Here is a 20,424-nt window from a genome sequence, read left to right as displayed (position 1 = left end):
CTTGTCACTTAATCGATAGCGGCCTTGCTCGACATTTCAGCATCCTGCCGACATGTCAGCAACCTTGATGGAAGCTCCGCTTCTGCGGCTTCGCGCGTTCCGCAACCTGTTCGTCGCCGGCGCGGTCAGCCAGCTCGGCAGCCAGATCACCTACGTCGCCCTCCCCCTGCTCGCCGTGACCGCCCTCGGGGCGGGCGCGGGCGAGGTCGGGCTGCTCTCGGCGCTCGCCACGCTCACGGCCCTGGTGATCGGGCTGCCCGCCGGGGCGTGGGTGGACCGCGTCCGGCGGCGCCGCCTGATGATCGCGATGGACGCCGCACGGGCCGTGGCGCTGCTGTCGGTGCCGGCGGCCTGGTGGGCCGGGGCGTTGTCCATGGCGCAGCTCTACGTGGTGACGGTGCTCGTGGGGGCCGGGTCGCTGCTGTTCGACGTGGCGTCCATGAGCATCGTGCCAGGGCTGGTCGGGCGCGAGCGGCTGACGTCGGCCAACTCGCTGCTGGTGGGCACGGCCGCGGGCATGGACGTCGCCGGACGCAGCCTCGCCGGGGTGCTGGCCCAGGTCGTGGGCGCGCCGCTGGCCGTGCTGCTGGACGCGCTGAGCTACCTGTGGTCGGCGGCCTGGCTGCGCGGCGTCCCCGAACCGGCAATCCCCGGGGACGGCTCGCCGGAGGCCGCGGAGTCCCTGCGGGCCCGGATCGCGGAGGGCGTGCGGTTCATCCTCGGCAACCGGGTGCTGGTCGCGGCCCTGGTCCAGGGCACGATGGCGAACCTGGCGTTCCCGCTCTGCTCGGTCCTGCTGCCGGTGCTCATCGTCGGGCGGCTCGGCTATCCGGAGTGGGTGTTCGGGGCGTACCTGGCGGTGGGCGGGCTCGGTGTGCTCGCCGGGTCGTCGTCGGCCCATCTGCTCGGCCGGCGCTTCGGCACGGGCCGCGCGGTGTGGCTGGTCAGCCTGGCCACCGCCCCGGCCGCGCTGGTGATCCCGCTCCTCGACGCCGGGCCGTGGTTGTGGGCCGCGGCGGCGGCGTGGTTCGTGCTGACCTTCCGTACCGGGGTGAACAACGTGCTGCTGGTCAGCATGCGGCAGCGGGTCACGCCGGACCGCCTGCTCGGCCGGATGACGGCCACCATGCGGCTGCTGCTGATGGGCGCGGTCGGCCTCGGCGGGCTGCTGGCCGGGCTGCTCGGCGAGGTGTGGGGGGTGCGCGCGCCGCTCTGGGCGGGCGCGCTGCTCATGGCCGTGAGCTGGCTGCCGATCCACTTCTCAGCCCTTCGCCGATCAGGTCCGAATACCGCCGATCGACCGTACTGACCTGCTGACCTGCGTTTTCATGGTGAGGTCCGATTTCCGCCGGTCGGCACCCGCGGCCCGCGCATAGTCTCGGGGGCATGTCACCCCTAGAGCTCGACTTCGACTCCTGTTACCGGGCGGTCTCCGCCAGGGACTCCCGGTTCGACGGGCGCTTCTACACCGCGGTGACGACCACGCGCATCTACTGCCGGCCGATCTGCCCGGCGCGTACCCCCTCCTCCAGGAACGTGCGCTTCTACCGGCACGCGGCCTCGGCCGAGGCGGCCGGGTTCCGGCCGTGCAAACGCTGCCGTCCCGAGCTGTCGCCCGGCGATCCGGGCTGGGATCTGCGCGGCGACCTCATCGGCCGGGCCCTGCGGCTGATCGACGACGGAGCCGCCGACGAGCGCGGCGTGGCCGGGCTGGCCCGGCGGCTGCACATCACCGAACGCCACCTGCACCGGCTGTTCGTGGCCGAGCTGGGCGTCGGGCCGCTGGCCGTGGCCCGCACCAAGCGGCTCCTGCTGGCCAAGCAGCTGCTGACGGAGACCGGGCTGCCGGTCACCGAGGTGGCGTTCGCCGCCGGGTTCGGCAGCGTGCGGCAGTTCAACGCCACGATGCGGGAGACGTACGGCTTCACGCCCAGCGAGCTGCGCGCCACGGCCGGGCGTCCGGCGGCGCCGCCCGAGCCCGAGGCCGCCGGGCCGGTCACGCTGAGGCTGCGGCTGCACCGCCGCGAGCCGTACGACGTGGCGGGCGTGTTCGGGTTCCTGACCTCCCGCGCCATCCCCGGCCTTGAGGTCGCGGGCCCGGAGTCGTACTCCAGGGCCGTGCCGGGCGGGACGATCACGCTCACCCCCCGGCCGGACCACATCGCGCTCGACGTGGCCCTGGCCGACACCCGGCAGCTCGCCCGCATCGTCGCCCGCTGCCGCCGCCTGCTCGACCTGGACGCCGACCCCGACGCCATCGCCGAGGCGCTCGGCCAGACCTCGCTGGCCCCGCTCGTCGAGGCCCGGCCCGGACTGCGGGTGCCGGGCACGTTCGACGGCTTCGAGCTGGCCGTACGCGCGGTGGTCGGCCAGCAGATCTCGGTGGCCGGAGCCCGTACTCTGCTCGGCCGCATCGTCGCCAGGACCGGCGGCCCGCTCTTCCCCACCGCGGCCGAGCTGCGGGAGGCCGACCTGACGGGCCTCGGCCTGACCAACCGCCGGATCGCCACCCTCGCCGACCTGGCGGGCCGGGTCGCCGACGGCGACATCGACCTCGACGGCGGCCAGGACCCGGCCGAGGCCGGGTCCGAGCTGCTGAAGGTGCCCGGCATCGGCCCCTGGACCGCCAGCTACATCGCGCTGCGCGCGCTGCGCGACCCCGACGCCTGGCCCACGGGCGACCTCGTGCTGAACAAGCGCATGGCTGCCCTGGGCATCCCCGACGACCACATCGAACGGTGGCGGCCCTGGCGGGCCTACGCCGCCCTGCACCTCTGGAGCTCTTCATGATCACTGCCCAGGTCCTGCCGACGCCGATCGGCTCGCTCTCGCTGCTCACCCGCGAGGGCGTCCTCGTCGCGGGCGGCTTCACGGCCGACCCGGCGGAGATGTTCGTCCGCCTCACCCCGGCCCTGCAGGCGGAGGGTCTCGACGTGGCGGACGACCTCGGCGCCCCCGCCGAAGCCGTCCGGGCCTACTTCGACGGCGACCTCGACGCCCTGGACGCCGTCCCGGTCTCGCAGCCCGGCTCCCCCACCCGCAAGCGCCTGCACGAAGCGCTGCGCGAGGTCCGCGCGGGGACGACGGTCTCGTACGCCGAGCTGGCCCAGGCCGCCGGCCTCCCCCGTACCGCCGCCCGCGCCGCCGGCTCCGCCTGCGCCCAGAACCTCATCGCCCCCTTCGTCCCCTGCCACCGCGTCCTGCCCAGCACGGGCGGCTACGGCGGCTACTACTACGGCGTCCCGGTCAAGGAATGGCTCCTCGCCCACGAAAGCGGACAAACCCTCAACCTAAAGTAATGGAACGACTGCGTTCGGTAACGTGTTCGCATGTCGCCGACATTGGAACATGAGTTCCTCCTGGAACTCGTCCGGCAACGCCCCTCCCTCGTCGCCACCTTGCTGACCGAGGCGGGCGTGCCGGTCCCCCGATTCAATGAGGCCCGGCTGGAGAGTCCGGACTTCACCGCCTGCCAGCCGACCGAGTTCCGGGCCGACGCGGTCGTCGTCCTCAATGACGGAAAGCCGCTGGCAGGGGTCGTCGTGGAGGTGCAGCGGCGGTACCGGGAGGAGAAGGCCTGGTCCTGGCCCGTCTACCTGGCCACGCTACGTGCCCGCATCAAGGGCCCGTGCCTGCTGCTGGTCTTCTGCCCAGACCGCAAGGAGGCGCGCAAGTGCGCGCGGGCCATCGACATGGGGCACCCCGGTTGGACACTCCATCCGATCGTGATCGGACCTGACCAGATCCCCAAGGTCACCGACCTCCTCCAGGCCATCGCCGAACCGGAGCTCGCCACGCTCTCGGCCATCGTGCACGGCAACGAGGGCGAGGAGGGCCTCAAGATCCTGCAAACCTTCGTCGACTCTCTGGAGCATCTGCCCAGAGAGCATGAAATCTACGTTGACCTCGTTCTCGCAATGCTGCCCGAGGTCGCCGTCAACAAATTCCTGGAGTTCACTATGGCCATGGGAACACGCGAGCCTAAGAGCAAGTGGGTCCGCCAGTGGGTCGCCGAGAGCAAGGCCGAAGGCCTAGCCGAAGGCGAGGCCCTCGGTGAAGCCAAGGGAGAGGCCAAGGGAGAGGCCAAGGGCGAGGCCAAGGCGATCCTGCGGATCCTGGAGGCACGAGGCATCACGGTGCCGGAGGAAGCGGCCGACCGGATCGGTCAGTGCACCGACCTCGGCCTTCTCGAGAGCTGGATCGACAAGGCTCTCACCGTCGAGGCCGCAGAAGAGCTCTTCGACCGGAGCTGAAGCACATCACAGGGCCGACGCGACGGTCTCGCGTCGGCCCTGTGATCGCCTTCGGGCGATGCGGGCCCCGTCGGCAGGGCGGCATAGAATGGGGCTCATGCGACGTTAGACGGCGTAGGCATCATTTGCAGGCGCTTGCTAATCGTTGACACGAGCACGAGGAGGGGGTTCACATGCCTCTGGCCGACGACGCCGTGGAGGCGCGTGCCCAGGGGTGGCGCACCCTCGCCGCCCTGCACGCGAAGATCGAGGACAGGCTGGAGAAGGCGTTGCAGAAGGCGCACGGCCTGAGCGTGAGCGAGTACACGGTGCTCGACGCCCTGGCCCGCCAGGACGGCTGGCACATGCGCATGCAGCAGCTCGCCCGCGCGGTCGTGCTCAGCCAGAGCGCCACGACCCGGCTGGTCACCCGGCTGGAGAAGCGCGGCCTGCTCAAGCGCTACCTGTGCGAGGACGACCGGCGCGGCATCTACTCCGAGGTCACCCCCGACGGCCGCGATCTGCTGACCGCGGCGGGCCCGACGCACGACACCGTGCTGAAGGAGGTGCTGGCGGAGGCGGCCGAGCAGCCCGAGCTGGCACCGCTGGCCGCAGTGATCGCCTAGGCCCGCCCGGCCGCGGTTGATCGCCCAGGCCCGCCGGCCCCGGTGATCGCCCAGCTCGGCCCCTCACGGCTTCACGTTGCTCTGGATCTCGCCGACCGGCACGTCCCGGGTCGCCCCCGCCTCGACCGGCGCGAACTGGAACGGCACCGCGTCACCCGTCGTCTCCACCGGCCACGACGTGGTGACGGTGAGCCGGTACGCCTCGCGCGGCTGGTCGATCGAGGCTCGCAGGTAACGCACGCCGCAGGTGAACGCGGCCCCCTTGGCGTACGGACGTCCGGCCGCCCCGCAGCCCTCCTCGTGCACCTCCGCCCGGTCCTTCGTGGTGCCCGGGTCGATCTTGATGCTCTTCAGCGTCGCCACCACGGTCACGCTCATGACGCCCGGGATCTCCGCGGTCACCGATCTGCGCCGCTCGCCCAGGCCCTCCAGCCAGACCCAGGTGGGCAGGTTGACGAAGCTCTTGGCGTCGGGGCTCAGCTTGATCGTGGGCTCGGGCACGGTCAGGGACGCCCTGGCGATCTCGGCGAGCTCCCGGATCGTGATCCCGGCGGGCGGCGTCGTGCCCGGCGGGACGAACACGAACGGGTCGAGCGCCGCGAAGCAGACCTGGCCCTTCGGGTCGGAGGCGTCGTACGCCGGGCCCCACCAGCGTCCGTCCTTGCCGACCTTGTCCTTGAACTGCTTGAGGAACTCCTGGAAGCCCTCCTCGGACGCGTCCTTGGTGTACCTGAACCAGTAGTCGCGCAGGGCCTCCTGCGACTTCAGCATCTCGGCACCCGTCATGCCGGGCTCGTACCAGCAGGGGCGTTTGAGGACGTATCCGTCGGTGTTGCCGCCCTTGGCGCCGTTGCCGGAGATGACGATCCGAGAGTTGCGCAGCTCGATCCCTCTGGTCCGGCCGTGCTCGATGGGGCTGCCGGCCGTCTCGCCGGGGTCGTCGAGCTGGCCCAGCAGCATGAGGGCCGCGGTGGCCAGCGAGATCACGCGGTTCATCGCGCGCATCCTTCCTTGTCATAGAGGAATTCCCGGATCCGCCACACGCCGTCGTCGCCGCGGTGCGCGAGGGCCCTCTGGAGGTAGGGGGCGCGCATGATGGAGGGCTGGGGCGAGACGGCCTCGCCGCTGCTCGCGCTGACCACGCGTGCCTTCGACTCGTCCACGCAGGTGTCGATCTGCGCGCCCTTGTCCAGCACCTTCGTGACCCGCAGGCCGTACAGTCTGGCGACGCCCTTCACCCTTCTGTCCTCCTCGGTGTACCGGCGTACTCCGTCATACGCCTGGCGCACCGCCTGAAGTTCGAGATCCAGATCCTTCAGGTATCGATCGCTTCCCGAGACCATCACCTTGCGGGAGGTGAGGTACCAGTCGGTGATGACGCGCATGAGCGGGTCGCGCCGGGCGGGCCAGTCGATGTCGACCCGCAGCTTCCCGCCGCCGACCTCGACCGTCTCGACGCCGGGCGCGTCCGCGGAGGGCCGCGCCGAGCCTCCCGTCGCGGGCGCCGTCGCCGAGGCGGTCCCTGACGGGCCCTGCTGCGGCGTGTACGGCCGCTCGGCCTGCCCGCACCCCGCCACCAGCAGGACGAGCGCGATCACCGTCATACGTCTCATGCGGACGACTCCCTCACCACGTGGATGCGCCACGAGGGCAGCAGTTCCTCGATCAACGCCTCGGTCTCCGGGGCCATCCCGCCGCCGTACGGGTGGGAGGCGGCCCTGCGGGTCAGCACCTCGACCACGGCCCGCATGCGGACGGCGTCCCCGGTGGCGTGGGTGGCCCGCAGCAGGTCGCGCCAGAGCCCCTCGTCGTCGGTCGCCAGCAGCAATGCCGCCCGGACGGCCGCCACCGCCGCGTCCGGCTCGTCCTGGGCCAGCCGCAGCTCGCACAGCCGGTGGGCCGCGTCGGCCACGCCGGCCGCGACGTCGTACTCCAGGTCGTCGGCCGCCAGCCAGGCGTACCGGCCGGACGGGCGGTTGGCCAGGAGCGGGCCGCGTACCAGGCCGAGCGCCTTCTCCAGCAGGACGGTGCGGGCCGTCGGGTCGTGCCGGGAGCGGCGGACCAGCTCGCGGAACAGGGCCCAGTCCGTGCGGACCTCGGGGCCGAGCCTGAGCCGCCCGGCCTCGTCGACGTGCAGGTGCTCGGGGCCGAGCCAGTCGGCGACGCGGGCGATGGTGGCGTCCCTGACCATGGTCTGGACCCCGCGCGGCCACAACACGCCACCGAGCACGACGGGATGCACGCCGCCGGGATGCGTGGCCAGGTAGATCAGCAGCTCGGTGGCCAGCGCCATTCGGCCCTCTTCGAGGGGCGCGAGCCCGGCGATCTCGATCGGGCCGAGCATCCTGATCTCGACGGCGGGCGGGTGCAGGCCCTCCAGCGGCTCGGCCTCGGGGTAGGCCTCGCCGTCGAGCCGTCCGGCGGTGCGGAAGAGGTCGATCAGCGCCTTGTAGTGGCGGCGCGGCAGGAGTTGGGCCTCGACCTCGAAGCCCAGCTCGGCGATGCGCGCCTTGCCGTCGTCGCCGATCTCCAGCGTCCAGGTGGCGTGCGGGACGTCGCCGGCCAGGACGTACCCGGCGGTGTCCCGGCGGGCCAGCAGCGCCAGGCGGCGGGCCTCCTCGTGCGTGGGCGCCACGGCCGACAGCAGGTAGTGGGCGTCGCGCGGGCTGCCGGAGACGCGTCCGGTCAGCACCTCCCGGCGCGGGGCGGCGGTCGCCTCCAACTCGGGCAGCACCTCGGCCAGGCTGCCGACGGCCCTGATCCGGTCGGGGGCGATCACGGTCAGCTCCTCGCCGAACCCGACGAGCGTGATGCGCATGCGGTCGGACCAGCGGTTGGTGGCCAGCTCGACGGCGAGCGCGGCCAGCGCCGCGGTGGTCTGCGGGCCGCGGACGTTGATCAGGCCCTGCGCGGCCTCCAGGTCGATCAGCACCCGGCCGCTCGCGTCCGTGCCGATCGAGACCAGCCCCGGGTACGGCGCGCCGCCCGGCTGCTCCTCCAGCAGGCGGCCTTCGTGGGCGGGCAGGCGCCAGACCTGGCCGCCGTCCTGGGCCGTCCACGGCTCGGGCGGGTCGTCGTCCGGCGGGTGGATCCACAGGTCGAGCGTGCGCGGGGACAGGTGGGCGCCGTAGACGGTGGGCGGGGTGCGGTGCTGGGCGGCCAGCTCGGCGCCGAGCAGCCGCAGCCCGATGTCGAGGATGCGCGCGCCCGGCGCGTCGCCGCCCAGCCTGAGCGCGACCTCGGCCTGGGCGGCGTCGTCGCGCGGCCGGACGATCCGGCGCCCGAACATCCTGCGCCACAACTGCTCCCGCCGCCTCCTGGCCAGCAGAGCCAGCAGCCCGGCGGCGGCCAGCGAGGCTCCGGCCAGGTAGTCGATCAGGTCGAGGCTCTGGGCCTCCCTGATGGTGATCTCGGGCTGGTCCTGCCGGACGTCGGGCTTGCGGTGCCTGGCCTGGTCCTTGTCGCTCTTCTCGGTGGCCCTGCCCTCCGTGCCCTCCGTGCCCTCCGTGCCCTCCGTGGCCTTCTTGGCGGCGTGGTGCCGGGCGTCGGGCTGGGCGCGGGTGTGGGCCACGCCGGGGTGCTCGCGCAGCGTCTGCTCGCGGGACTGGCCGGCGGGGACGATGTGCACGTTCCTGGCGTCGTCCGGCATGTCGAGCACCCAGCCGGGCCTGATCAGGTCGGCCATGCGCAGGCGGGTGCCGTCCGGCTGCTCCTTGGCCTGGTTGAGTCGGTAAATTTCGGGATATCGGCGGCCGTCTCCCAGGCACTTCTCCGCGATCTCCCACAGGCTCTCGTGGTGCCTCCCGTGCGGGGGCTGCACGACGTACACCTTCTTGGTCTTGTGGGTCTCCAGCGTCTGCTCGACGATCGGCGCGGAGTAGGCGACCGCAGTGACCGGCGGCGCGGCGGGCGGCGCGGCCATCCGCGCGATGGGCGCGATCATGGCCCCGGCCGTGAACAGCAGCAGCACCGCGCCGACGAGCTTGTTGGCCAGCGCCTGCGTGCCGCCCGACAGCGGTACGCGGGCAGGCATCCCGACTCTTCGGACACCGGCGTACACCTCGACCAGCACGCACACGAAGAGCTGGAACCAGGCCAGCCACACCAGCAGCACCAGGACGGCCTGGATCGTGCTCGGCCCGGCCTCGGCGGTGAAGAACCGCAGATCGAGCATCTCGGACGTGACCGGCGGCCCGGCGAACCTGAGCAGCGCGTACGGCACCCCGCCCACCAACGCCACCAGCGCCACCAGCGCCGCGAGCCCGGCGAGCACGTCGCCGAAGGTCCGCCTGGCCGGGATGCGCGCAGGCGGCCGCCTGGGCTGGTGCCGCCCCGGGGGGCGCGCCGGCTCTCGCGTCGGCTCTCGCGTCGGCATCGCCGCTCCCTTCCTCCGTCCAGCGTCCTGCCTCGTGCGTTGCCCCGGCCACCGAGTGGCGGGAATCGGTCTACCTGGCTTCCGGGGCGGCCGTGGCCTCGCCGTTCATCTCCGAGCCCGGGAACCCGAGGGCCCCGAGGAAGAACGCCTCCCACCGCACCGAGACGCTGACCGTCACCTGGTCCTGCTGGACCGAGCAGGAGCCGCGGGCCACGCCGTCGCCGCCCTGGGCCGCGACGATCTCGTCGGCCCTGGCGCAGACCTGGCCCTCGTCCAGCAGGGCGACCTCGCCGCCGGTGCGCAGGCGGTCGACGTCGATCTTGTCCGCGCCCGCCCGCGCGGCCTGCTCGGCGACGTCGGCGGCGCGCAGCCGGGCGTTGATCGCCGCGCCGCCGTCGACCAGCAGCCCGGCCAGGAGGAACACCACGACCGAGAAGAGCACGGTGAAGACCGACATGGACCCCCGCTCCCCCGCCTTCACGGCTCCCTCCTGACGAGCTGCTCAAGGGGCACCACGGCGGTGCCCGTCAGCCGCTTGGCGCCGCCGAACCCGAGGAAGCCGAGGTCGAGCTCGCAGGTCACCTCCGCCTGCACCTGGCCGCCCGCCTCCCAGGTGGATCCGTCCAGGTTCACCGTGCTGGCGCCGCACTTGTCGTCCAGAGCGGTCTTGGCGGTGCTCTCCGCCGCGGCGCCGGCGTCGTCGAAGCTCCGCTGCACGGACGCGGCCCGCGCGGCGTCCCTGGCCGCGCCGTTGACCCGCCCCTGCGTCTCCACCAGCACCCCCGCCCCGACCAGGAACATGAGGAACAGCAGGAAGACGGGGGCGAGCATCACCGTCTCCACGGCCATCGAGCCGCGCTCTCCCGGCTTCATCGGCAGTCATCACCGCCGTTGTCGGGACGGAAGCACTCGATCGGCCCGCCCGCGGTCGCCGTGATCGTGAACGTGAGCGGCGGCAGCAGCGGCACGACCTGCACGGCGCTGCCCGTGACCGTGACGAAGCGCTGGTCGGGGTCGCGCTCGGAGGTGGTGGCCGCGGCGTTCTCCAGCAGCCGCGGGCCGACCGCCTTGACGATGTCGGTGGCCTTCGCCGTGGCCGCGCCCTGCCAGTCGCCCGAGTCGAACGGCGCCGACCTGGCCACCCGCGCGCCTTCCCTGGCCGCCGCCTCGGCGATCTGGCGACCGTGGAACCAGAGCGCGACCTGCACGACGAGGAGCGCGACCGCGAGGATGACCGGCATCAGCAACGCCAGCTCGATCACGGTCGCGCCCCGCTCACGAGTCTCCGCCACCACCGCCGCCGCCACCGCCGAACGTGCCCTGGATCTCGCTGGACTTCTGCTCGACCAGGGTCTTGATCAGCGTGGCCAGCCCGAGCGCGACGCCCGCGATGATGGCCGTGATGATCACCCATTCGACGGCGGAGGCGCCCCTGCTGGGCGCGGTGCGGGCGCGCTGGATCCGCACCCCCAGGTAGGCGGTGAGATAGACGATCCAGGGATGGTTCATCAGGCCCCCAACATCTTCATCGCGGCGGGAAAACTGAGAAAGATCACGAAACCGGCGCACAGGAGGAGCTGGGCCACGAGCATCGACTGCGAACGTTCGCCCGCGCGTCCCTCGATCTCGGCCAGTTCGCGCCGGCGCAGGGTGGCGGCCCTGGCGGTGAGCGAGGCGCGCACCTTGGCGCCGTCGTCGGCCACCAGGCCGAGCGCGGCCGACAGGTCGCGCAGCTCGTCGACGTTGATCTCCTCGCCGAGCTGGCCGAGCGCCTGCCACGGGGTGATGCCGACGATCCGGGCGCCGCCGAGCGCGTCGCGGATGCGGCCCATCGCCCAGTTGGGCTGCTCGCCGCTGACCGACACGGCCATCATCAGCGCCTCGGGCACGCCGCGCCCGCCCGCCAGGTTCATCGAGACCAGGTCGAGGAAGGCGCCCACGACGTGCCGGAAGTCGCGTCGCATGGCCGCGGCCTCCTTGCGGATCTGCAGGTCGGGCAGGAAGAAGAAGAGCAGCGCCACGAGCACGGCCGACCAGAACGGCACCGTGAACGACACGCCCCACCCCATGAGCGCCAGCCAGCCGAGCAGGATCGGGAAGGCCAGCAGGCCGCTCGCGGCGAGCAGCACCTTGGTGGCCAGGAACGCCTCGAACGAGCGTCCGAGCAGGGCCAGGTCGGACTTGACCGAGCGGGCCTCCCAGCCGCGGGCGCCGTAGAGGCGGGCCAGGCGGGCGCCGAGGCCGCGGCGGAACGCGCTGACCTCCTCGTCGGGCAGCAGGAGCTGGATGCGCGGGGCGTCGGCGTCCTCGCGCACGGCGTCGAGCGCCAGCAGCCGCGCCACCAGCCCGGGACGGGCCGGGAACAACGCGCGTACCAGCACGAACAGGCCGAGGCCGAGCACCGCCCCGGCCAGCACGCCCTCAACCATGGCCGCCTCCCCCCATCAGCAGCCGGGTCGGCTTGTCGAACCTGGCCAGCCGCCGCATCCACGCGAACCCGGCGCCGAACAGGCCGCCGACGACCACGAGCACGGCCTGGCCGAGGGTGGAGCCGTACTCGCTGACGTAGGCGGGGTTGAACAGGATGAGCAGCCCGGCGAAGACCAGTGCCGTGATCACCACGATCTGCACGCTGCGCCTGGTCGAGCGGCGTTCGGCCTCGACGCGGCGGCGCATGTCGAGCTCCTCGCGGGCCGAGACGGCGAGCGCGCCGAGCACGTCGCGCAGGCCGGGGCCGCGCAGCCGGGAGTTGAGGATGAGCGCGGCGATCACCAGATCGGCCGAGGGGTCGTCGAGCTCGTCGGCGAAGCGGGACAGCGCCTCCGGCAGCGCCATCCTGGTGTGCAGGCGGTCGACCATGGCCCGCAGGTGGGGCCGGAGCGTGGGCGCGGCGGCCCTGATCGAGGACGGGATGGCCTGCTCCAGCCCGGCCGCCCCGGCGATGGTGTCGCGCAGCGACTCGGTCCAGGCGGCCAGCCCTTCCAGGCGGCGCATGGCGGCGCGTTCCTCGGCCGCGCCGCCGGACAGGCCGCGCCAGGCGAACACCAGCAGCACCGTGCCCACCGCCATGACCGGCCAGCCCGTGACCACCAGGACCAGGCCGGCGGCCACCGCGGCGACGGCGGTGCGGGTGGTCAGCATCTTGACGAGCGGGCGTCTGGGCTGGGACGGGCGGCGGCGCAGGCCGTACAGGGCGAGGAAGAACAGGAAGAGGCCGCCGCCGGCGGCCGCGCCCGCCACCATCGCGAGCGGGTCGAGGTCGAACGCCATCCTCACCAGCCTCCCGGGTTGTAGCCGTGGGCGACGAGCTCCTCCAGGCACGAGACCGGCGCGTGCGGGACGGCCGTGCCGTCGGGACCGGGCACGAACACCTCGCTCGACAACACGCGGCCGTCGCAGCCGTTGACCTCGCGGATGCTGGAGACGTAACGCCGCAGGGTGCCGCCGACGTGGTAGTCGTTGCGCTTCTCGATGAAGACGACGAAGTCGATCGCGCCCGCGATGAGCATGTGCGTGGCGTCGATGGGCAGACGCTCGCCGGCCTGCAGGGCGTAGGTGGCGATGCGGTTGAAGACCTCCATGCTGGAGTTGGCGTGGATCGTCGACAACGAGCCGTCGTTGCCCTGGGTCATCGCGTTGAGCATGGTGACGATCTCATCGCCCAGCACCTCGCCGACGATGACGCGGCTGGGGTTCATCCGCAGCGAGCGCCTGACCAGCTCGGCCATGGAGATCTCGCCCTGGCCCTCGGAGTTGGGCAGGCGCTGCTCGAAGGCGACGACGTTGGGGTGGAGCTCGGGGAACTGGTCCAGGCCCAGCTCAAGGGCGCGTTCGACGGTGATCAGGCGCTCACTGGGCGGGATCTCGTTGGCCAGCGCCCGCAGCAGGGTGGTCTTGCCGGCGTTGGTGGACCCGGCGATCATGAGGTTCTTGCGGGCGGCGACGGCGGCCGTCAGGAACCTCCCGACCTCCGGGCTGATCGTGCCGTTGCCGGTCAGGTCGGACAAGAAGACCTTGCCGAGACGGGAGCGGCGGATCGACACGGCCGGGCGCACGGTCACGTCCATGACCGCGCTCAACCGGGAGCCGTCGGGCAGCCGCAGGTCGAGCTGGGGGTTGGCGGTGTCGAACGGCCTGCTGGACAGCCCCGAGTACGCCGCCAGGATCTGGATCAGCTCGACCAGCTCGTCGTCGGACTCGGCGACCGGGTCCTGCATGAGCTCCTGGCCGTCGGCGTAGCTGACGAACACGCGGTCGCAGCCGTTGATGTCGATGTTCTCGACCTCGGGGTCGTCGAGCAGCGGCTGGAGTCGGCCCACGCCGAACAGCGCGGCGTGGATGCCGGCCGCCAGGGCCTCCTCCTCCTCGATGGTGGGCGGCGTGCGGCCGAGGCCGATCTCGTTGCGCGCGTGCTCCTCCAGCACCTGCGAGATCAGCGCCCTGGCGAACTGGCGCTCGTCCTCGCCGGACATCGGCGGGACGCCGCTCGCCTGGTCGATCCGGCGCTGCTGGGCCAGCCGGTCGCCGACCTCCTGGCGGAAACGTTTGACGAGCGTGTGGTCGATCATCGGTGGCTCACCAGCCTCGCGGCGAGGTCCCGGGCCGTGCGGATGAGCAGGGACCGGTCGAGCCGGCCGCCCCACTGCCCGCGCAGCAGCTCGGCGCCCTTGGCGTCGTGGGCCAGCCCGTGGACGAACTGGACGATGGGCCCGACGATCCTGCGCACGTCTTCGATCGAGGCCCGGTAGTTGCGCGGGTCGGCGATCACGACGACGCCGTGCGCCTTGGTGATCTGGAGGCGTTCGCGCAGGTGGGCGACGTGGTCGAGGGTCGCCCTGGTGAGCAGGAGCACCTGCTCGGCCTCGGCGAGGAGGTCGGCGATCTGCGGGTGGGAGCCCAGGCGGCCGCAGTCGGCGATCACGTCGGCGTCGGGGATGGCGGCCAGCGACCTGCCCAGCGGGCCCCAGAGCCAGGTGAGCCCGGCCGCCTGCTCGCCGTGGGTGAGCCCGGCCAGCACGTCGAGCCCGCCGATGATCTTCTGCGTGTGCTGGTGGATCTGGGCGGGTTCGAGGCCCCTGCGGGCGGTCGCGCCGAGCGTGAGCAGGCCCTTGCCCGGGTTGAGCACGCCGCCGTCGGCGGCGGGCAGCCGGTAGGCGAGGTCGCCGCCGGCCGGGTCGCACTCGGCCAGCAGCACGGGCCGCGGCCACACCGCCGCGAGGGCGGTGGCCGCGGTGGTCACGCCGGGCGCGCCCTTGTCGGCGGCCAGAACGATCAGCGCCACGTCAGCGCGCTCCCGGGAGCTCGGCCACCGCGATCTCTCCGCTGGAGGCATAGGCGAGTATTTGCGGTGAGTCCGACGAATCGACGATCACGGTGATCTGGCCGGAATTGCCGCCGGTCCGGTTCTTGTCGCCCGTGCTGAACACGAGCGCGCTCTCGGCCAGTACGCGACTTTGCCCCTGAGCCGTCCGGTTCGGCACGTACACGACCTGGACGCGGTCGCCCTGTTGAATGCCGGCGGGCATTTGGCCGGGTTTGAGGGCGAGGCCGACGGTCGCCTTTCCCGGGCCGAGTTCGTCGCTGGCCTTGCTGCCCATCTGGTTGGTCAGCAGGGTGCCCGGCAGGATCGTGACCGCGGCGAAGCTCTTGGTCACCTCCGACCGCCGGGACCAGGGGACGTAGTCGACGCCCGTGTCCGAGGCGATCTTCACCTCTTCGAGCATGCCGTCCACGAACTCCTGGCCCGCGCCGACCTGCTGGGTGATCCTGATGGCGGAGACGCGGTCGCCGCTGCGCAGCACGAGCAGCGTGGTGGCCAGCGCTCCGCCGAGTATGAGCAGGACCGCCAGCGCGGCGAGGGCCGGCTTGCGTTCGCGTGGGGGCACGGGGAGCTTGCGCGAGGCCGGGCCGGACAACCCCGCCGCCGCGTTGTCGGCGACAGGTTTTTCACTGGTCCTCATGGGTGGGGGGCTCCCATTGTGAAATGCGGAATTCACGCCCATTATGTGGGGCGCCCGGGTGGGGCGTGGGCGGAATGCGAGGACCCATGCTTGTTTCGCAGGTGGCGCGATGTCAACCCGGAATAATCGATGCCTATTGTCTCTACCAAGTTGACGAATACCGATTTATCGGCATGCTGGTCACAGTTTTATCTTCAGTCGCATTAATCACAACTTTTTCAGGCTTGATCGTGACGCTGGGCGCGCGAGTTATCCACAGAACCGCGTTCTCATGCCGGTGGCGTCAACCGGGACACCTACTCTCGCTTCTGGCGCTACCTTGGCGCCCGAGGTCGAGCGAGGAGACGGCACATGCGGATCATGCTCACCGTGCTCGGCGAGCAGGGCGACCGCGACGTCGTGATCGACGGCGACGGCGGCGCCACGGTGGCCGGGGTGACCGAGGCGCTGAGCGGGCGCACGTCCATGGCGAAGGTCGTCCAGCTGCCGCGGACGCGCGCGCCCTACGGCCTGGCGCCCGAGGCCGGGGTGCGGGGCGGGGCCGAGGCGCGCATCCCCCGTCCGCGCGTCCCCGACCGGCTCCACGTCCCCGCCGACGTGCCCGGTGAGTCCGGCGCGCTGCTCTGGCGTGACGGGCGTCCGCTCGATCCGCGGGCGCCGGCGGCGGCCGTCCTGCGCGACGGCGACAAGGTCACGCTCGACCCGCGCCTGGCCCGCGCCACCGTGGTCGAGGAGCCCGGCGGGGTGGCCGAGATCCGCGTGATCGGCGGCCCGGCGGCGGGGGCCGTCCACCGGCTGGGGCTGGGCGTGCACGTCATCGGGTCCGACCCGACCTGCGCGATGGCCGTCGCCGATCCCCTCCTGGCCGCCGAGGCCGTCGCCGTGCGCGTGACGCCTGACGCGATCACCGTCGAACGGGCGCACCGGCAGAGCTCCGGGCAGCCCTCCAGGCTGAAGCTGAAGGGGCGGTGGGCCGAGGAGGTGGCCGAGCTGACCGCGCGGGTCGCCGAGCGGGAGGCGGCCGAGTTCGCCGCCGAGCAGGGCGACATGCCCGAGCTCGACGGCAGGGCGCTCACCGGGCCCGCCGAGTGGCCCGACCAGGCGGTGCTGACCTGCGGGTCCTCGGTGTTCGTGCTCACCTCCATCGAGCCCAAGGACGCCCACCTCGCGCCCAGGGGCGAGGGCGGGCTCGCCTACAACCGGCCGCCCAGGCTGCGCCGTCCAGAGCCGGAGCGCAGGTTCGTCAAGCCCAAGGAGCCCACCAGATCCGAGGGCATGCGGCTGCAGTTGCTGGCCGCGTTCCTGCCCGCCGTGCTCGGCGTGACGCTGGCGTTCGCCCTGCACGCCCCCTATTACCTGCTCGTCGCCCTGATGACGCCGATCATCATGATCGGCCAGTGGGTCAGCGACCGCCGCCACGGCAGGAAGAAGCACAAGCAGGCGCTCAAGGAGTTCGGCGAACGCGTCCGGGCCTACGACGAGGAGGTCGAGCGGGCCAGGGCCGCCGACGAGGCCGCGCGCAGGTCCGACGCGCCCGACCCGGCCCAGGTCTTGCTCACGGCGACCGGGCCGCGCAGGCGTCTGTGGGAGCGCCGCATCCACGACGCCGACTCCCTGCGGCTGCGCGTCGGCCTCGCCGACCTGCCCGCCAACCTCGACCTGTCGGAGGAGCAGGGCGGTCCGATCGAGCCGCCGCTCTGCCGCGCCGTGCCGGTGGCGCTGGCCATGCGCCGGCTCGGCGTCGCGGGCGTCACCGGCCCGCGCGGGGCCGCGACCAGCCTGGCCGGCTGGCTGATCGCCCAGGCCGCCACCCTGCACAGCCCGCGCGACCTGGCCATCGTGGTCGTGTCCGCGCGCGCCGACGGCGAACGCCGCTGGGGCTGGACGCGCTGGCTGCCGCACTGCGCCCCGCGTGCGGGCGAAGACTGCGTGGCCCTGGTCGGCACCGACCCCGAGTCGGCCGCCCGCCGCGTCGCCGAACTGGCCGCGCTCATCGACGAACGCCAGAACACCGCCATCCCCGAGTTCGGCAAGATCCCCACAGGCTGGGACGATCTGGGCGGCCCCGAGAAGCCCAGCTTCTCCTCCTACGACGTCCGTCCGCACGACGTCCTGGTGATCCTCGACGGCGCCCAGATCCTGCGCGGCCTGCCCAACATGCCCCAGGTCCTGCGGCAGGGCCCCCGGTCCGGGGTGTTCACCCTCGCCATCGACGACGACCAGCGGCTGCTGCCCGAGGAGTGCCAGACGGTGGCGGCCTGCGGCTCCGACGGCCTCGTCCGCCTGCTCGGCGGCGGTCTCGACGTGATCGGGCCGGTGCTGGGCGACCTGGTCTCGTCCGCCTGGTGCGACCGGCTGGCCAGGGCGCTGTCCCCCATCCGCGACGTGAGCCGGGACGATCCGTCGGGCAACCTGCCCGGAGCCGTCCGCCTGCTCGACCTGATGGGCATGCCCGACCCGTCCGGCAAGGAGCTGGCCGGCCGGTGGCGGGCCCGCGGCACCACCGAGGCGCTGATCGGCGTCGGCCCCGACGGCCCGTTCTCGGTCGACCTCAAGCTCGACGGCCCCCACGGGCTGATCGCCGGCACCACCGGCGCGGGCAAGTCCGAGCTGCTGCAGACGCTGATCTGCTCGCTGGCGGTGGCCAACCGGCCCGACCAGCTCACGTTCGTGCTGATCGACTACAAGGGCGGCGCGGCCTTCAAGGAGTGCGTACGCCTGCCGCACACCGTCGGCATGGTCAGCGACCTCGACGGGCACCTGACCCAGCGGGCCCTCGACTCGCTGGCGGCCGAGATCCGGCGCAGGGAACGCCTGCTGCTGGCGGCGGGCGCCAAGGACATCGACGACTACGCCGGCCAGGCCCCCATGCCGCGCCTGGTGCTGATCATCGACGAGTTCGCCGCGCTGGTGGCCGAGCTGCCCGACTTCGTGGCCGGCCTGGTGGACATCGCGCGGCGGGGCCGTTCGCTGGGCATCCACCTGATCCTGGCCACCCAGCGGCCGGCCGGCGTGGTCACGGCCGACATCCAGGCCAACACCTCGCTGCGGATCGCGCTGCGGGTGACCGAGCCCGCCGAGTCCACCGACGTCATCGACCTGCCCGACGCGGCCGCGATCTCCAAGTCCACCCCTGGCCGGTGTTACGTGCGGTCGGGGGTGGGGGCGGCGATCGCCGTCCAGACGGCCAGGGTGGGCGGGCGGAGCCCCGCGCGGGTTCCGTCCGCCGGGGGGCCGGCCGGGCGGGTGCGGGTGCTCGACGTCGACTGGCGATCGCTCGGCAGGCCGCTTCCGCCGCCTCCGGAGCCGGCCGAGGAGTCGGCGGTCACCGATCTCGGCCTGGTCGCGGACGCGCTCGTCGAGGCGGGGCGGTTGGCGGGGGTCCCGGCCCAGCCGAGCCCGTGGCTCGACCCCCTGCCCACCCACCTGGTGCTCGACCTGCCCGCCGCCCCGCCGGAGGGCTCGCTCGGAGCCGGGCACGCCGGTCCCGCGTCGCCGTACGAGGGGGCTGGGGTGCCGGAAGGTGCGGCTGGGGTGGCGTACGAGGTGGCCGGCGGCGGGTTCGAGGAGGTGGCGCCGTTGGCGTTCGGGGTGACCGACCGTCCGTGGCGGCAGGATCGTTGCCCGCTGGCGCTCGACCTGGCCGACGGCGGCCACCTGCTGATCGCGGGCGCCCCGCGTAGCGGCCGCTCGACGGCGTTGCGGACCATCGCCGGCGCCATCGCGGCCCGGACGTCGCCCGCCGACGTGCACGTCCATGCGGTGGACTGCGGCTCGGGCGCGCTGTTGCCCGTCATGGCGATGCCCCACTGCGGCGCCGTCGTCACCCGCGACCAGATCGAACGGGTGGAGCGGCTGCTCGGCCGGCTGCGCGCCGAGGTGGGCCGCCGCCAGCAACTGCTGGCCGAGGCGGGTCACGCCTCGCTCGCCGAATACCGCCAGGCCGGTCACCGCCTGCCGTGGCTGGTGTTCATGCTCGACCGCTGGGAGGGCTTCGTCGCCGCGTTCGAGAGCTACGACTACGGCCGCCTGATCGAAGCCCTGCTCCAGCTCCTGCGCGAGGGCCCGGCGGTGGGGTTGCGCGCGGTGGTCACCAGCGACCGGTCCGGCCTGCTCGGCCAGGTCTCGACGGTCTTCGACGACCGCCTGCTGCTGCGCCTGTCCGACACTGCCGACTACGGGCTGGCCGGGTTCCCGCTCAAGGGGCTGCCCGTGTCCATGCCTCCGGGCCGTGCCCTGTCGCTGGGCGAGCACGGCATCACCGAACACCACATCGCCCTCCTCTCCGCCGACCCCGCGGGCCCCGCCCAGGTCGCCGCCCTCCAGGCCCTGGCCCGCAGCGCGAGCCCGCAGGCCGCCGGGCGTGGGGGGCGCCCCGGGGAGGGCGAACAGCCGCTGCGCGTCGACGCGCTGCCGATGCGGGTCACCGCGTCCCAGACGATGGACCTCGATCCGGCGTTCACTCCGCCGTCCCCGCTGTGGGCGCTGGTCGGGGCGGGTGGGGACGCGCTCACCCCGCTCGGCGTCGACCTGCTGGCCCACGGGCCGGGCGCGGTGATCGCGGGGCCGTCGCGGTCGGGGCGGTCGTCCGTCCTGGTGACGGCGGCGCGGTCGCTCATCGCCGCGGGCACGCCGGTCGTCGCCGTCGCTCCCAGACGAAGCCCGCTGCGCGACCTGGCGGACGCGGTGGCCGTCCTCGACGGGAACGCCGCCGACCTATCCGAACTGGTCGCTGACCTGGGCCAGTACGTGGTGGTCGTGGACGACGCCGAACTGGTCAACCCGGACTCACCGCTGGGCACGTCCCTGGAGGAGGTGCTCCGCTCGGGCAGGGACGGCGATCACGGCCTGCTGATCGCCGGCTCCACCGGTGACCTGGCGGTCGCCTATCGCGGGTTCGTGGCCGAGACCCGCAAGTCCCGTACGGGCGTGCTCCTGTCGGTCCAGGGCCCGACCGACGGCGACCTGTTCAGCATCCGCCTGCCCCGCGGGGCCGGCGGCGGCCCACCTGGCCGCGGCCTCCTGGTCACCACCGGCAACATCACCCCCATCCAAACAGCCCTCCCCGACACCTCCTGACCCACCACCCACCCAACCTCCCTCCGCGAGCCGCCCGAGCCACTCAGCCGTAGCCACCCGACCCATCCCACGTCGCCCACCCCTTGAGGACCGCACGGGTCCAGGCGGCCTGGGCATGGCATCCGAGGTCAGGCTCGTCGGACGGGGAGGGG

At 72.9% G+C, this 20,424-nt stretch carries 18 protein-coding genes; 6 read left to right on the top strand and 12 right to left on the bottom strand.

Annotation, left to right across the window (positions count from 1 at the left end; genetic code table 11):
* Nucleotides 1-67 precede the first annotated feature (67 nt).
* The 5 genes from AB0C33_RS01510 to AB0C33_RS01490 all read left to right on the top strand — a co-directional run bounded on the left by AB0C33_RS01510 (nucleotide 68) and on the right by AB0C33_RS01490 (nucleotide 4,858).
* Nucleotides 68-1,309, top strand: a complete 1,242-nt coding sequence (locus tag AB0C33_RS01510) for an MFS transporter (RefSeq protein WP_358282537.1) — start codon at nucleotides 68-70, stop codon at nucleotides 1,307-1,309.
* 77 nt (nucleotides 1,310-1,386) lie between these two features.
* Nucleotides 1,387-2,790, top strand: a complete 1,404-nt coding sequence (locus AB0C33_RS01505; protein WP_358282535.1) for an AlkA N-terminal domain-containing protein — start codon at nucleotides 1,387-1,389, stop codon at nucleotides 2,788-2,790.
* Nucleotides 2,787-3,299 carry a methylated-DNA--[protein]-cysteine S-methyltransferase gene (locus AB0C33_RS01500; RefSeq protein ID WP_358282533.1) on the top strand — a complete coding sequence of 171 codons (513 nt, stop codon included), beginning with the start codon at nucleotides 2,787-2,789 and terminating at the stop codon, nucleotides 3,297-3,299. Before AB0C33_RS01505 ends, AB0C33_RS01500 begins: the two co-directional genes overlap by 4 nt.
* Before the next feature lie 30 nt (nucleotides 3,300-3,329).
* On the top strand, nucleotides 3,330-4,253 hold the full coding sequence (locus AB0C33_RS01495; RefSeq protein WP_358282531.1) for a hypothetical protein: 924 nt from the start codon (nucleotides 3,330-3,332) through the stop codon (nucleotides 4,251-4,253).
* A 173-nt stretch (nucleotides 4,254-4,426) separates the two neighbouring features.
* Nucleotides 4,427-4,858 carry a MarR family transcriptional regulator gene (locus AB0C33_RS01490; protein WP_352361855.1) on the top strand — a complete coding sequence of 144 codons (432 nt, stop codon included), beginning with the start codon at nucleotides 4,427-4,429 and terminating at the stop codon, nucleotides 4,856-4,858.
* A 63-nt stretch (nucleotides 4,859-4,921) separates the two neighbouring features.
* On the opposite strand, the gene AB0C33_RS01485 is transcribed toward AB0C33_RS01490, so the two are convergent.
* The 12 genes from AB0C33_RS01485 to AB0C33_RS01430 all read right to left on the bottom strand — a co-directional run bounded on the left by AB0C33_RS01485 (nucleotide 4,922) and on the right by AB0C33_RS01430 (nucleotide 15,193).
* Complete coding sequence (locus tag AB0C33_RS01485) at nucleotides 4,922-5,854, bottom strand: hypothetical protein (RefSeq protein WP_358282529.1); 933 nt, start codon at nucleotides 5,852-5,854, stop codon at nucleotides 4,922-4,924.
* Complete coding sequence (locus AB0C33_RS01480; protein WP_358282527.1) at nucleotides 5,851-6,471, bottom strand: hypothetical protein; 621 nt, start codon at nucleotides 6,469-6,471, stop codon at nucleotides 5,851-5,853. The genes AB0C33_RS01485 and AB0C33_RS01480 overlap by 4 nt, the downstream gene beginning before the upstream one ends.
* Entirely contained in the window at nucleotides 6,468-9,233 is a 2,766-nt protein-coding gene (locus tag AB0C33_RS01475) for a BTAD domain-containing putative transcriptional regulator (RefSeq protein WP_358282525.1), read from the bottom strand. Before AB0C33_RS01475 ends, AB0C33_RS01480 begins: the two co-directional genes overlap by 4 nt.
* 70 nt (nucleotides 9,234-9,303) lie before the next feature.
* The gene (locus AB0C33_RS01470; protein WP_358282523.1) at nucleotides 9,304-9,690 is read right to left on the bottom strand and encodes a pilus assembly protein TadG-related protein; all 387 of its coding nucleotides are present in this window, start codon (nucleotides 9,688-9,690) and stop codon (nucleotides 9,304-9,306) included.
* A gap of 20 nt (nucleotides 9,691-9,710) precedes the next feature.
* A complete protein-coding gene (locus AB0C33_RS01465) occupies nucleotides 9,711-10,106 on the bottom strand; it encodes a TadE family protein (RefSeq protein ID WP_358282521.1) in 396 nt (131 codons plus the stop codon).
* The gene (locus tag AB0C33_RS01460) at nucleotides 10,103-10,525 is read right to left on the bottom strand and encodes a TadE/TadG family type IV pilus assembly protein (protein WP_357969999.1); all 423 of its coding nucleotides are present in this window, start codon (nucleotides 10,523-10,525) and stop codon (nucleotides 10,103-10,105) included. The genes AB0C33_RS01465 and AB0C33_RS01460 overlap by 4 nt, the downstream gene beginning before the upstream one ends.
* On the bottom strand, nucleotides 10,509-10,742 hold the full coding sequence (locus AB0C33_RS01455) for a hypothetical protein (RefSeq protein ID WP_357969997.1): 234 nt from the start codon (nucleotides 10,740-10,742) through the stop codon (nucleotides 10,509-10,511). The genes AB0C33_RS01460 and AB0C33_RS01455 overlap by 17 nt, the downstream gene beginning before the upstream one ends.
* Nucleotides 10,742-11,662 (bottom strand): type II secretion system protein, encoded by a 921-nt coding sequence (locus tag AB0C33_RS01450; RefSeq protein ID WP_358282519.1) that lies wholly within the window; start codon nucleotides 11,660-11,662, stop codon nucleotides 10,742-10,744. Before AB0C33_RS01450 ends, AB0C33_RS01455 begins: the two co-directional genes overlap by 1 nt.
* On the bottom strand, nucleotides 11,655-12,503 hold the full coding sequence (locus AB0C33_RS01445) for a type II secretion system F family protein (protein ID WP_352325815.1): 849 nt from the start codon (nucleotides 12,501-12,503) through the stop codon (nucleotides 11,655-11,657). The genes AB0C33_RS01450 and AB0C33_RS01445 overlap by 8 nt, the downstream gene beginning before the upstream one ends.
* A 2-nt stretch (nucleotides 12,504-12,505) precedes the next feature.
* A complete protein-coding gene (locus tag AB0C33_RS01440; RefSeq protein ID WP_358282517.1) occupies nucleotides 12,506-13,801 on the bottom strand; it encodes an ATPase, T2SS/T4P/T4SS family in 1,296 nt (431 codons plus the stop codon).
* On the bottom strand, nucleotides 13,798-14,514 hold the full coding sequence (locus AB0C33_RS01435; RefSeq protein ID WP_357969990.1) for a hypothetical protein: 717 nt from the start codon (nucleotides 14,512-14,514) through the stop codon (nucleotides 13,798-13,800). Before AB0C33_RS01435 ends, AB0C33_RS01440 begins: the two co-directional genes overlap by 4 nt.
* Before the next feature lies 1 nt (nucleotide 14,515).
* A complete protein-coding gene (locus tag AB0C33_RS01430) occupies nucleotides 14,516-15,193 on the bottom strand; it encodes a hypothetical protein (protein WP_358282515.1) in 678 nt (225 codons plus the stop codon).
* Nucleotides 15,194-15,544: 351 nt separating this feature from the next.
* On the opposite strand from AB0C33_RS01430, the gene AB0C33_RS01425 reads away from it, so the two are divergent.
* The gene (locus AB0C33_RS01425; protein ID WP_358282513.1) at nucleotides 15,545-20,272 is read left to right on the top strand and encodes an FtsK/SpoIIIE domain-containing protein; all 4,728 of its coding nucleotides are present in this window, start codon (nucleotides 15,545-15,547) and stop codon (nucleotides 20,270-20,272) included.
* The last annotated feature ends 152 nt before the right edge of the window (nucleotides 20,273-20,424 follow it).

Source organism: Nonomuraea sp. NPDC048881 (assembly GCF_040649795.1).
Taxonomy (GTDB): Bacteria; Actinomycetota; Actinomycetes; order Streptosporangiales; family Streptosporangiaceae; genus Nonomuraea.
Note: the sequence above shows the minus strand (reverse complement) of the source record. Positions and strands in the feature narration are given on the sequence as shown.

What these genes read in the sequence shown, in the direction of transcription:
- AB0C33_RS01430 (WP_358282515.1), bottom strand. Translation starts at nt 15,193, where the DNA reads ATGAGGACCAGTGAAAAACCTGTCGCCGACAACGCGGCGGCGGGGTTG.
- AB0C33_RS01470 (WP_358282523.1), bottom strand. Translation starts at nt 9,690, where the DNA reads ATGTCGGTCTTCACCGTGCTCTTCTCGGTCGTGGTGTTCCTCCTGGCC.
- AB0C33_RS01425 (WP_358282513.1), top strand. Translation starts at nt 15,545, where the DNA reads ATGCGGATCATGCTCACCGTGCTCGGCGAGCAGGGCGACCGCGACGTC.
- AB0C33_RS01495 (WP_358282531.1), top strand. Translation starts at nt 3,330, where the DNA reads ATGTCGCCGACATTGGAACATGAGTTCCTCCTGGAACTCGTCCGGCAA.
- AB0C33_RS01485 (WP_358282529.1), bottom strand. Translation starts at nt 5,854, where the DNA reads ATGAACCGCGTGATCTCGCTGGCCACCGCGGCCCTCATGCTGCTGGGC.
- AB0C33_RS01455 (WP_357969997.1), bottom strand. Translation starts at nt 10,742, where the DNA reads ATGAACCATCCCTGGATCGTCTATCTCACCGCCTACCTGGGGGTGCGG.
- AB0C33_RS01490 (WP_352361855.1), top strand. Translation starts at nt 4,427, where the DNA reads ATGCCTCTGGCCGACGACGCCGTGGAGGCGCGTGCCCAGGGGTGGCGC.
- AB0C33_RS01480 (WP_358282527.1), bottom strand. Translation starts at nt 6,471, where the DNA reads ATGAGACGTATGACGGTGATCGCGCTCGTCCTGCTGGTGGCGGGGTGC.
- AB0C33_RS01440 (WP_358282517.1), bottom strand. Translation starts at nt 13,801, where the DNA reads ATGATCGACCACACGCTCGTCAAACGTTTCCGCCAGGAGGTCGGCGAC.
- AB0C33_RS01505 (WP_358282535.1), top strand. Translation starts at nt 1,387, where the DNA reads ATGTCACCCCTAGAGCTCGACTTCGACTCCTGTTACCGGGCGGTCTCC.
- AB0C33_RS01475 (WP_358282525.1), bottom strand. Translation starts at nt 9,233, where the DNA reads ATGCCGACGCGAGAGCCGACGCGAGAGCCGGCGCGCCCCCCGGGGCGG.
- AB0C33_RS01450 (WP_358282519.1), bottom strand. Translation starts at nt 11,662, where the DNA reads ATGGTTGAGGGCGTGCTGGCCGGGGCGGTGCTCGGCCTCGGCCTGTTC.
- AB0C33_RS01510 (WP_358282537.1), top strand. Translation starts at nt 68, where the DNA reads ATGGAAGCTCCGCTTCTGCGGCTTCGCGCGTTCCGCAACCTGTTCGTC.
- AB0C33_RS01465 (WP_358282521.1), bottom strand. Translation starts at nt 10,106, where the DNA reads ATGAAGCCGGGAGAGCGCGGCTCGATGGCCGTGGAGACGGTGATGCTC.
- AB0C33_RS01445 (WP_352325815.1), bottom strand. Translation starts at nt 12,503, where the DNA reads ATGGCGTTCGACCTCGACCCGCTCGCGATGGTGGCGGGCGCGGCCGCC.
- AB0C33_RS01500 (WP_358282533.1), top strand. Translation starts at nt 2,787, where the DNA reads ATGATCACTGCCCAGGTCCTGCCGACGCCGATCGGCTCGCTCTCGCTG.